Source organism: Campylobacter concisus (genome assembly GCF_015229965.1).
Taxonomy (GTDB): Bacteria; Campylobacterota; Campylobacteria; order Campylobacterales; family Campylobacteraceae; genus Campylobacter_A; species Campylobacter_A concisus_BD.
Genome location: NZ_JAAKZB010000005.1, coordinates 101,647 through 113,188 on the forward strand (window position 1 = coordinate 101,647; position 11,542 = coordinate 113,188).

Sequence of the window (11,542 nt, forward strand, 5' to 3'; positions counted from 1 at the left end):
TCCTTTTTTGGCGTATTCTAGCCCAGTTTAATTAAATAAATAGTTAAACTATGCTAAGATCCAAAGTTTAAAAATTTAGGAAGGTAAAGTAATGATTTCATCGGTATTTAGAAAGATTTTTGGCACGAAAAACGATAGAGAAGTCAAAAAATATATAAAACGTGTGGCGCAGATAAACGCGCTAGAGCCTACTTATGAGAAAATGAGCAACGATGAGCTTAAGATCAAATTTAACGAGCTTAAAGCCCAAGTCGTAGAAGAGAAAGTCACTTTAGATCAAATTTTAAATGATGTCTTTGCGCTGGTTAGAGAGGCCAGCAAAAGGGTGCTTAAGATGCGCCATTTTGACGTGCAACTAATCGGCGGTATGGTGCTAAACGAGGGCAGGATCGCTGAGATGAAGACAGGCGAGGGTAAGACCTTGGTTGCGACTTTGCCAGTTATATTAAATGCGATGAGTGGCAAGGGCGTGCATGTAGTGACCGTAAATGACTACCTTGCAAAGCGTGACGCGACGCAAATGGGCGAGCTTTATAACTTTTTAGGCTTAAGCGTCGATGTGATACTAAGTGGCGGATACGACGATGAGGTAAGGCAAGCTGCCTATAACGCGGACATAACATACGGCACAAACTCAGAATTTGGCTTTGACTATTTGCGTGATAATATGAAATTTGAAGCTGGTCAAAAGGTGCAAAGAGGCCACAACTTCGTCATCGTGGACGAGGTCGATAGTATCTTGATAGATGAGGCTAGAACGCCACTTATCATCTCTGGTCCAACAAACCGCACGCTTGATGGTTACATAAGAGCTGATCAAGTCGCAAAACAGCTTACCAGAGGCACTCCAGCTGATCCAAACGTGCCAGGTTCAAAGCCAACGGGGGACTTTATAGTAGATGAAAAAAATAGAACGATAATGATCACAGAGGCTGGCATAAGCAAGGCCGAAAAGCTCTTTGGAGTTGAAAATTTATACAACCTTGAAAACGCCGTGCTAAGCCACCACCTAGATCAAGCTCTAAAAGCTCACAATCTCTTTGAAAAAGACGTTCATTATGTCGTAAAAGATGGCGAGGTTGTCATCGTTGATGAATTTACAGGACGTCTAAGTGAGGGCAGGCGCTTTAGTGAGGGGCTTCACCAAGCGCTTGAGGCAAAAGAGGGCGTGAAAATTCAAGAAGAGAGCCAAACGCTAGCCGATACGACCTATCAAAACTACTTTAGAATGTATAAAAAACTTGCAGGTATGACTGGTACGGCTCAGACTGAGGCTACTGAGTTTTCTCAAATTTATAATCTTGAAGTTATCTCGATCCCAACAAACGTGCCAGTTAAGAGGATAGATCAAAACGACCTTATCTATAAAACTCAAAACGAGAAATTTAAAGCTGTCATCGACGAAGTTAAAAAAGCTCATGAAAAAGGTCAGCCAGTGCTTGTGGGAACTGCAAGTATCGAGCGCAGTGAGGTGCTTCATGAGATGCTTAAAAAAGCTGGTATCCCACACTCTGTGCTAAATGCTAAAAACCATGAAAAAGAGGCCGAGATCATCGCACAAGCTGGCGTAAAAGGCGCTGTGACTATCGCTACAAACATGGCTGGACGCGGTGTTGATATCAGGATAAACGACGAGGTGAGAGACCTTGGCGGTCTATATATCATCGGCACCGAAAGGCACGAAAGTAGAAGGATAGATAATCAGCTGCGTGGCCGTGCTGGACGTCAGGGTGATCCTGGTATGAGTAGATTTTACCTAAGCTTAGAGGACAATCTTTTAAGGATTTTTGGTAGCGACCGCATAAAAGCGATCATGGATAGGCTTGGTATCGACGAGGGCGAAAGCATCGAGAGCCGCATGGTGACAAGAGCTGTTGAAAATGCTCAAAAGAAAGTCGAGAGCTTGCACTTTGAGGCTAGAAAGCACTTGCTTGAGTATGACGATGTGGCAAATGAGCAAAGAAAGACTATCTACAAGTACCGCGACGAACTACTTGATAAGAGCTACGATATGAGCGAGAAGATAGCTCAAAACAGAGTTGAATACGCCACAAATTTACTTGATACGGCTGAAATTTTCCATGGCGGCTTGAAAGATGACTACGACATTAAAAATTTATGCTCTATCATCCTTGCAGATTGTGGCGAAGAGATCGACGAGAGCGAGCTAAAAGGGCTAGAGTATAATGAACTGGTAGAAAAAATAGCTCAAATTTTAGAGGTTAGATATAACGAAAAAATGAGCGTGCTAAACGAAGAGCAAAGAAAAGATATAGAGAAAATTTTATACCTTCAAGTGCTTGATAATGCGTGGAGAGAGCACCTTTATCAGATGGATATCCTAAAAACTGGCATCGGCCTTAGAGGATATAACCAAAAAGATCCGCTAGTGGAGTATAAAAAAGAGAGCTACAACCTCTTTATGGAGCTAGTTGGCAGACTAAAAACTGAGAGCGTGAAGACGCTTCAAATCGTTAGATTTAAGAGCCGTGAGGAGCAAGAAGAGCAAGCTAGGATGATGCTAGAAGCTAGCCAAAATGCTGAAGATGAAAATTTAAGCTACAACAACCAAGGCGAAGATGAAAATTTCACGCCAGAAAAAAAGATACCGAGAAACGCTCCATGCCCTTGCGGAAGCGGTAAAAAATATAAAGATTGCCACGGCAAAAGTGGCCCTAAAAAAGGCATATTTGCTTAAAATTTCTACTTTTAAGGCGCCAAAGCGCCTTAATCTTTTAAAGGCTATTTGATGACAAGCTTACCAAAGTACCTACTTTTTAAATATTTAAGATTTGATAAAACTCAGCCATTTATCGCTCTAAGCGCCTTGCTCGCCTTTCTTGGTGTTAGCATCGGACTTATGGTTTTAATAGTTGCGATGGCTATTATGAACGGATTTGATAAAGAATTTGAGCGCAAACTTTTTACGATGAACTACCCAATAACTGTTCAAAGTGCCTTTAAAGGATCGATCGATGATGGCTTTGTAGATGAGCTGAAGGCTAAATTTAGTGATCTTAAATTTAGTCCATATATCAGCACGCAGGTCATCTACCGCTCGGCAAACGCGCTTGAAGGCGGGCTAATTTATGGCGTAAATTTTAAAGATGAAAAGCAGATAAACTCGGTCGTAAATGAAGCTTTAAAAGACAAAGAGCTAGAGGGCTTTGAGATACTTGTGGGAAGCGGCATAACGAGTGAGTTTAGACTAAGAGATGATGAAAAACTAACGCTTATCTTTACAAAGGCTGATCCAGCTGGCTTTTCGCTAACGCCAAAGATGAAGCGCTTTGACATCGGCGGCTCATTTACATCTGGGCTAATCGCCTACGACAAGGCGTTTTCATATACTTCTGTCGAGGCTTTGAGGAAAATTTTGGACTATCCAAAGGGCGTTTATGATGGAATTCACATCTTTTCAAACAAGCCATTTGATGATATAAAAAGGGTGCGCGAGGGGCTTCCAGCAGGCACGGTTGCCATTGGCTGGTGGGAGCAAAATGGCAACTTTTTCTCAGCTCTCGCACTTGAAAAAAGAGCACTTTTTATAGTTTTGATGCTTATTATCCTTGTGGCGTCGCTAAATATCATAAGCTCGCTACTAATGACAGTGATGAACCGTAGGCAGGAGATCGCCTTGCTTTTAGCACTTGGAGCTAGCAAAGGCGAGATAAAAAGAAGCTTCTTTTATCAAGGGCTAGTTATCGGCGGAGGTGGCATTATATTTGGCTTGGTGCTTGGCTTTTTGGGGCTATTTTTACTTGGAAATTTCAACATCATAGACCTGCCAGCTGACGTTTATGGCTCAAGTAAACTACCACTTGAACTCTCAACCATCGATCTTGTGCTTATCGTAGTTGGGGCTGTGTTTATCGTGGCTATCTCGTCTTACTATCCTGCCAAAAAAGCCACAGAGGTAAATGTCCTTCAAACTTTAAGAAATGAGTAAAGCCTGGCAAAGCTAGGCTTTAAATTTGATTTTTAAAAGCATATTATTTTCTAATATGCTTTTATTTTAATTTGCAATAAATTCTATTTTTTATCTTTTAATAGCTCATCAATTTTTAATTCTTTGCCATTTATATCTAAATGATGCTACGGCTAGACAAATTTTAGCTTTAAAAATGATTTGTTTTATTCTCTCTATTGTTTCTTATACAATAAAAAAGTTGCTAATAGTTTTATTAATTTATTTAAACGAACTTAACAAAAAATCGTGTTTTAAGAAGCTAAATTTACTACGCTCTTACGTCGTGGTCGATCTTGCACTGAAGGGCTTCATGAACAAGTGTTTTTGCCATGACGCGCTCCTCGCTTATAAGGTGGAAATTCTCGCCTAGCTCGCCGAAGATATCTTTGTTACCCTCGCCATTTGCTTTGATGATCGTTTGGATATTTGCTCCGTAGTCTTTGATCTTTTGCGCGATCAGCTCAACTCTTTGCTCGTTATTTACAGTTATGATGACAGCGGCTGCATCGTCTAAGCAAGCGTTTTCAAGAGTGTTGCTTTGAAGCACATTTCCTAAAAATACATTTTCCCCACGGCTTCTGCCAAGCTCGACTAGACTGATGTCATTATCAAGCACGATGTATAAAAGCTTTGTCTCTTTTAGCCTTAAAACGACCTCTTGACCGAGCCTATCATAGCCAAAGACTACGATGTGATTTTTTAGTTTTTGTGGCTTTAAGGTCTCGTTTGATTCAACTACCACCTCACGCTCTACAAGATCAGCTATCACGTCAAGCTTTTTAAGTATAAAAGGTGTTGCAAACATCGATATAACAGAGGCTGCGATGAAAATTTGAGCTGTTTGAATATCAAGTAAATTTCTTGTAGTCATCAGCCCAAAGACAGCCAGTGCAAATTCGCCGATCTGGCAGACGCTAAGCGCGGTTTTAGCAGCGACCCTGCGTTTTAAGTAGATATTTAAAACGGCAAAAACGACGATGGCTTTTACGACCATTATGCTAGAGACTAGACCTAAAACTAGCCAGATATTTGAGAGCACGACTACAAAATTTATCTGCATGCCAACGGTTATGAAAAATAGTCCAAGAAGCAGATCTCTAAAAGGTATGAGATCAACCTCGATCTGGTGCTTATACTGTGTTTCTGCCATCATCATACCAGCTAAGAACGCACCAAGAGAGTATGAAAAGCCAAAGAAGTGAGCCAGTGTGCTGGCGCCAACGACCAAAAAGAGGATCGTAGCGATAAAGACCTCTTGAGAGTTTGTCTGAACGACTTTGTAAAATATCCAGTTGATGACGTATTTGCCGAGCAAAAATAGCACAACGATAAGGATAACCGCACTCGTAAATGTCTTTAGTAAAAGCTCATTTATCGAGGCATCTTGCGAGCTAAACATATCTATCATAAGCAAAATAGGGATGACGGCGATATCTTGAAATAGTAAAATTCCAAGCGCCTTTCTACCATAAATTTTACTCACATCGCCGTTGTCATTTAGCGTTTTTAGCACGATCGCTGTTGATGATAGAGCAAAGGCAAGACCAGCGATAAGCGCTGTCTCGTCCTTTAGATGAAGCGCGTAGTAAAGCATCACGCCCATCACAAAGCCACTTAAGCAAACTTGCAGACCGCCATTTAGAAAGACCTCTTTTTTCATGCTCATCAGGTGTTTAAAGCTAAACTCAAGTCCGATCGTAAACATCAAAAATGCGATACCAAATTCCGCTATATGAGAAATTTCATCGTTGCTTTTTAGGTTGAAAAATTCTGATATAAGCGTGCCGGTTACGATGTAGCCGATGATGGTTGGTATCTGAAATTTCTTAAAAATGACATTTAACGCGACTGAGATCGCAGCGACAAGCAAGAAGCCTTCTAAAATTTGTTCCATATATTATTTTTTGCCTTCGTAAAATACAAGATCAAAGCTACTTTTCCTCTTTACTAGCGATCTTTTGTTGCTGGTTTGACTGGTAGCTTCGTGTAATTTTTTATTTAAATCATCAATAGTTGCTTCTAAATCGTCAATTTTCTCTTTTAGCTGAAGTATCACATCAACACCTGCTAAATTTACGCCAAGCTCACGGGTCAAATTTAGTATCGTTTTGACGCGATCAACGTCTTTTTGCGAGTATAGCCTCATCTTGCCATCTGTTCTTGAGGGTTCAACTAGTCCCTCTCTTTCGTATTGTCTTAAAGTTTGTGGATGTATGCTTAAAACCTTTGCTACAACGCTTATTAAAAAAAGTGGTTCTTCATAATTTTGCATTTTTTACTCCGGTAATTTTTCTTTTAACTCTTTTGCTAAGCCCTCGTCAAGCTCACTGATATTTGGAAGTTTTACCCTAGCTTTTAGATAGAGGTCTCCATAAATTCCACTTTTTCTGTTTTGCACGCCGTATCCTTTCAAGCGGATCTTCGTACCTGTTTTTGAGTTCTCAGCGATCTTGATGGTTACATCTTTTTTATATGTATGCACATTTATCTTACCGCCAAAAAGCATAGTTTTTAGTGGAATTTCTACATCTTTATAAAGATCATCTCCGACTCTTTCGTACTCGTCGCTTGGCTCAACGCTAATGGCAAGTATAAGATCGCCAGTTTGACCGCCAGCACTCTTGCCTTTGCCTTTTATGCGAAGTTTTTCGCCGCCTTCTATACCGCTTGGGATCTTTATCTTGATGCTCTCGCCATTAAAATTTATCTTATGTTCGCCGCCAGTTACAGCCACGTCAAATGGTAAAGAAATTTTGGCATTTACGTCTAGATCAGCTCCGCCAAAGCCAAATCCACCTCCGCCAAAGCCTTCAAATCCTTCAAAACCTCCACCAAAGCCACTGCTAAATTTAGCGCCGCCTCCGCCAAATCCACCCGAGAAGATATTTTTCAAGATATCGTTTAGATCGCCCATATCGGCCGAGCCTCTGGCAAAGTCGTGGAAATTTTGACCGCCAAACATATTATCGCCGTATTGATCATACTGGGCACGTTTTTTCTCGTCACTTAAAATTTCATAAGCAGCGTTTATCTCTTTAAATTTATCCTCTGCGCCAGGGTCTTTATTTATGTCTGGATGGTACTTTCTAGCAAGTTTTCTATAAGCTTTTTTTATCTCGTCACTCGAGGCACCTTTTGAGACACCTAAAGTTTCATATAAGCTTTCGCTTAAGCTTTCGCTCATAAATTCTCCTTATGTTTTTTGACACGGATTATATCACAAAACTTTAGTCTATGCAAGTCAAGTTTATTTTTATTTACAAAGGAGAAAAAAGCGTTAAGATTTTATTTTTAAGCTCTATTTATAATTTCAAGACATTTTCAATTTAAAGGAAAAAAATGAAAAAATTTATGCTAATTTCATTAGCGGCGGCTTCTTTGCTAATTGGAGCTGATATTAAATTTAACGAAGCAAACCAAGATGTAACTAGAGTTTCGCCGTTAAGTGATAAAAATAGTGTGCTCTCATACTATGACTCTATCGCTCAGGCAAAACTTTCAGTTGTAAATATCTCAACTACAAAAACAGTAAGCAACGCTGGCATCGAACAGATGTTTAATGACCCGTTTTTTAATGAATTTTTTGGATTTAACTTTGCAAAGCCAAAAGAGAAAGAAAAGACAACCTCTCTTGGCTCTGGCGTCATCATCTCAAATGACGGCTACATCGTTACAAACAACCACGTCATCGAAGATAGCGACCAGATCGTCGTGACCTTGGCAAAGGGTGGCAAGGAGTATAAAGCGAAGCTAATAGGTAGCGATCCAAAGACTGATCTAGCCGTTATAAAGATAGATGCAAATGGGCTAAATGCGATCACATTTGCTGACTCGTCAAAGCTACTTGACGCGGACGTAGTCTTTGCCATAGGCAATCCTTTTGGCGTAGGTGAGAGCATCACTCAAGGCATCGTCTCAGGGCTAAATAAAGATGATATCGGTCTTAATCAATATGAAAATTTCATCCAAACAGACGCCTCTATAAACCCTGGCAACTCAGGTGGCGCTTTGGTTGATAGCAGAGGCTATTTAGTCGGTATAAACTCAGCCATACTTTCAAAAAGTGGTGGTAATAACGGCATAGGATTTGCCATACCATCAAATATGGTAAAAGACATCGCTAAAAAGCTAATAACTGACGGCAAGATCGAGCGTGGATTTATCGGCGTTACGATAGCAAATTTAACCGATGAGCAAAAAGAGCTTTATACAAATAAAGATGGTGCTTTAATAAGCGGCGTAGAGCAGGGCATGCCAGCAGATGAAGCAGGGCTAAAAAGAGGTGACTTGGTTATTTCAGCAAACGGCAAAGCTATCAAAAACGCAAATGATCTTAAAAATTTCATCGGCTCACTAACTCCAAATAGCAGCGTTGATATAACTTACGAGCGATCAAATAAAGTGATGAATACAAAAATCAAGCTTGTAAATATGGATCACAACGCAAAAGATGCTACAAAAAGCGTCATCATCGATGGTCTTAGCGTTAGTAATCTAAGCGATGAGATAAGATTTAAATATAAGATCAGTCCAGACACTCAAGGCGTGCTTGTAACTGACGTAAAATCTGGCTCAAAAGCTGAAGACTTTGGCTTTGAAAGAGGCGATGTGATCGTTCAAGTTGGCGAAGAGAGCATAAAAGATATTCAAACATTTGCAAGCACTGTTAAAAATGCAAAAGGCAAAAAGACGCTAGTGTGGATAAACCGCGGTGGCATCATGCAAGGCCTTGTTATAAAATAACTACTTAAGAGCTGAAATTTCAGCTCTTAACTCTTTTAAATTTTTAAAACCTTTATCTGCTATAATCCTTAAAAATAAATTTACACCAGGAAAGATCATGACTAGAATTTTAATGATAGAAGATGATATGGAGCTTGCTGAAATTTTGACTGAATACCTAGAAAACTACGACATAAAAGTAACGACGGCTGAGGAGCCATATATCGGACTATCTACTTTAAACACAAGTGAATTTGACCTAGTTATCCTTGATCTTACGCTCCCTGGCATGGACGGACTAGAGGTGTGCAAAGAGATAAGAAAAAAGCACAACATCCCTATAATCATCTCAAGCGCAAGGCACGATATAACGGACAAAGTAAATGCCCTAGATAACGGCGCGGATGACTATCTACCAAAGCCTTATGACCCACAAGAGCTTCTTGCTCGCATAAAAAGTCATCTAAGAAGGCAGAGCATAGCTCCAGCTAATGAGGCAAGAAATTTAAACAAAGACTTAGTTTTAAAAGAATTTGAACGGGAAATTTTATTTAAAGGAAGCGTGCTAAATTTAACCGCAGCGGAGTATGATATCTTAAAATATCTGCTTCAAAAAGAGGGTGGGGCGGTCACTAGAGAGGAGCTCATCTACAACTGCGAAAGCATAAATGAAGATAGCTCAAACAAAAGTATCGACGTTATCATCGGCAGAATTCGCCAAAAACTAAATGAAAATCCAAAAGAGCCAAAATACATCCACGCGATCCGCGGCATCGGCTATAAGTTGGTTCTTTGATGCCAAGATCTTCTATATTTATCACGATAACGTTTATCTTTGCTCTCGCGCTCGTTTCGATATTTCTAGCCTTTTTGTGGCTTATGGGCTTTGACAAGCAAAACTACACAAGAGAGCTAAATAACAAATACTCAAACGTCGCTAGGACAAATTTGCTCTACATGGGTGGCATCATAAACAAAGCCCAGTACGATCGTCAGCTCTCAAACATCGACATGCCAGAGATCACCGCTAAAAATGAAAAAGAAGAAATTTTAAAAAATGCAGCCGTTTTAGAAGAAATTTCAAGTGATCTAGGATCTAGTGCTATCTTGCTTTATGATAAACATCACTACCTAAAGATCGAGCATTTAGACGAGCTAAAGCTTTTGATGGATAAAGAATTTCAGCCTTATAGATACGAGGTGATAAAGGCTGTATTTGCCGTAGTTGCAGTCATCTTGCTGGCTGCTTATATCTTTGTCATCTATAAGATAAAACCGCTTAGAAAGCTAAAGCGTCAGATCGTGAAATTTGCAAATGGCGAGCTTGACGGCGTGCAAAATGTCGGCAACGGCAAGGATGAAATTTCTGAAGTTTCAGAGGCATTTTATGAGGCTGTTTGTCAGATCAAAGCACTAAATGACTCAAGGCATCTTTTCTTAAGAAATATCATGCACGAGCTAAAAACGCCTATCACAAAGGGGCTGATCGCCGCTCAAATGATAGAAAAAAGCAAAAATCAAGAGAGGCTAATCTCAGTTTTTCATAAGCTTGAAAATTTGATAAACGAGCTTGCTGCGATCGAGCAGATAACCTCAAAAATAGGTCTTACAAACAAGACGCCTTGCCTTATGAGAGACCTTATCGATGAGGCGATAGATATAGCGATGATCGAAAAAGAGCACGTTGGCATCAGCGAACTTGACGAGGTTAGGGTGATGGTTGATTTTAAGCTATTTTCAGTCGCTATAAAAAATATGATAGATAATGGCATAAAGTATTCAACAGACAAGCATGTAAATATCATGGTTAGCAAAGATCATATGAAATTTATAACCCAAGGCGAGAAGCTAAAAAACGACCTTGACTTTTACATCCAGCCATTTATCAAGGGCGAGGACGCGCAAAAGAGCTTTGGTCTAGGTTTATATATAGTTAGCAACATCCTTGAGGCTCATGGACTAAAATTTGGCTATGAATACAAAAATGGAATGAATGTCTTTATTTTTGAAAATTTACAAGATATAATAGCGGCGTAAAATCAAAACCGCAAAAAAAGGAGTGTAAAAATGGCGGCAAAAATCTTCTCAGCAGTTGATATTTTATCAATAATCGATCTTGAGATAGCTTTTATAAAGCGATACAAAAACGTAAAGGACTATGCGAAAAATTTATCTTTGATATATTTTTCTTTGCCAAATAGTAAAGAATATGGCGAAATTTTTGAAAAAATCCTAAGACAAACAGATGTTGTCATAAGAGAAAACGAACACTACGTGGTCGTACTTCACGGCACAAATGAGAGAGGCGCTAGCGAGCTACTAACTGGCATACAAGAGTTTTTAAACGCTGAGCCGATCGATCTAGTAGTTACCTATCCAAAAGATGGAAAAGACGCAAAAGAGCTTGCTATAAAACTTCAAGATGAGATAAAAGACAACTACGGCGTCTTGCTTGAGATGCTTGTAAATCAAGATAAATTTGAAGTTTTTGAAGATATCGTTTGAGATAAATTTAATAAAATAATTTATTAGAAAATCCAATAAAAGCAGGTAGTGTGTTAGCACTATCTGCACCTCTAACGTTATATTGGCTAAAGGTATTTTTAATTTAAACCTATTAGCCTCTTAACATTAAATTTAATTAGATTGTGTTGTAAATTTTAAAATTCCACTCACCCCTAAGAATTGACTACTAAAATTTGGCTTCGCTCATCGCTTAGCTCAAATTTTAGAGCCGAAATTACTCGTTCATGAAATTTTAAAATTCGCGTTACACTTGCCTGATGATAAAGCGCATGCAGTGCGCCAGCACCTTCGCATGCACCTCTAACGTCGTCGGGGTTAGGGGAT

9 protein-coding genes are annotated in these 11,542 nt (G+C 39.6%); 6 read left to right on the forward strand and 3 right to left on the reverse strand.

Annotated features, from left to right (window positions below):
* Window positions 1-91 precede the first annotated feature (91 nt).
* On the forward strand, window positions 92-2,698 hold the full coding sequence (secA, locus tag G6W43_RS03735; RefSeq protein ID WP_194169186.1) for a preprotein translocase subunit SecA: 2,607 nt from the start codon (window positions 92-94) through the stop codon (window positions 2,696-2,698).
* Window positions 2,699-2,749: 51 nt separating this feature from the next.
* Window positions 2,750-3,949: an ABC transporter permease gene (locus G6W43_RS03740; RefSeq protein ID WP_194169187.1), complete on the forward strand. Its 1,200-nt coding sequence runs from the start codon at window positions 2,750-2,752 to the stop codon at window positions 3,947-3,949.
* Window positions 3,950-4,238: 289 nt separating this feature from the next.
* On the opposite strand, the gene G6W43_RS03745 is transcribed toward G6W43_RS03740, so the two are convergent.
* Genes G6W43_RS03745 through G6W43_RS03755 form a run of 3 tightly spaced genes read right to left on the reverse strand, consistent with a single transcriptional unit; the run spans window position 4,239 to window position 7,154 of the window.
* Window positions 4,239-5,864, reverse strand: coding sequence for a cation:proton antiporter (locus G6W43_RS03745; protein WP_194169188.1), 1,626 nt, complete (start codon window positions 5,862-5,864; stop codon window positions 4,239-4,241).
* 3 nt (window positions 5,865-5,867) lie between these two features.
* A complete protein-coding gene (locus tag G6W43_RS03750; RefSeq protein ID WP_103585899.1) occupies window positions 5,868-6,242 on the reverse strand; it encodes a heat shock protein transcriptional repressor HspR in 375 nt (124 codons plus the stop codon).
* 3 nt (window positions 6,243-6,245) lie between these two features.
* On the reverse strand, window positions 6,246-7,154 hold the full coding sequence (locus G6W43_RS03755; protein ID WP_194169189.1) for a DnaJ C-terminal domain-containing protein: 909 nt from the start codon (window positions 7,152-7,154) through the stop codon (window positions 6,246-6,248).
* A gap of 155 nt (window positions 7,155-7,309) precedes the next feature.
* Here G6W43_RS03755 and G6W43_RS03760 point away from each other — a divergent pair, with 155 nt between their 5' ends.
* The 4 genes from G6W43_RS03760 to G6W43_RS03775 all read left to right on the forward strand — a co-directional run bounded on the left by G6W43_RS03760 (window position 7,310) and on the right by G6W43_RS03775 (window position 11,197).
* Window positions 7,310-8,713 carry a Do family serine endopeptidase gene (locus G6W43_RS03760; protein ID WP_194169190.1) on the forward strand — a complete coding sequence of 468 codons (1,404 nt, stop codon included), beginning with the start codon at window positions 7,310-7,312 and terminating at the stop codon, window positions 8,711-8,713.
* Window positions 8,714-8,810: 97 nt separating this feature from the next.
* Window positions 8,811-9,488 carry a response regulator transcription factor gene (locus G6W43_RS03765; RefSeq protein ID WP_002940190.1) on the forward strand — a complete coding sequence of 226 codons (678 nt, stop codon included), beginning with the start codon at window positions 8,811-8,813 and terminating at the stop codon, window positions 9,486-9,488.
* Window positions 9,488-10,729 carry an ArsS family sensor histidine kinase gene (locus G6W43_RS03770; RefSeq protein ID WP_194169191.1) on the forward strand — a complete coding sequence of 414 codons (1,242 nt, stop codon included), beginning with the start codon at window positions 9,488-9,490 and terminating at the stop codon, window positions 10,727-10,729. The genes G6W43_RS03765 and G6W43_RS03770 overlap by 1 nt, the downstream gene beginning before the upstream one ends.
* A 30-nt stretch (window positions 10,730-10,759) precedes the next feature.
* Window positions 10,760-11,197, forward strand: a complete 438-nt coding sequence (locus G6W43_RS03775; protein WP_021085477.1) for a hypothetical protein — start codon at window positions 10,760-10,762, stop codon at window positions 11,195-11,197.
* Window positions 11,198-11,542 lie beyond the last annotated feature (345 nt).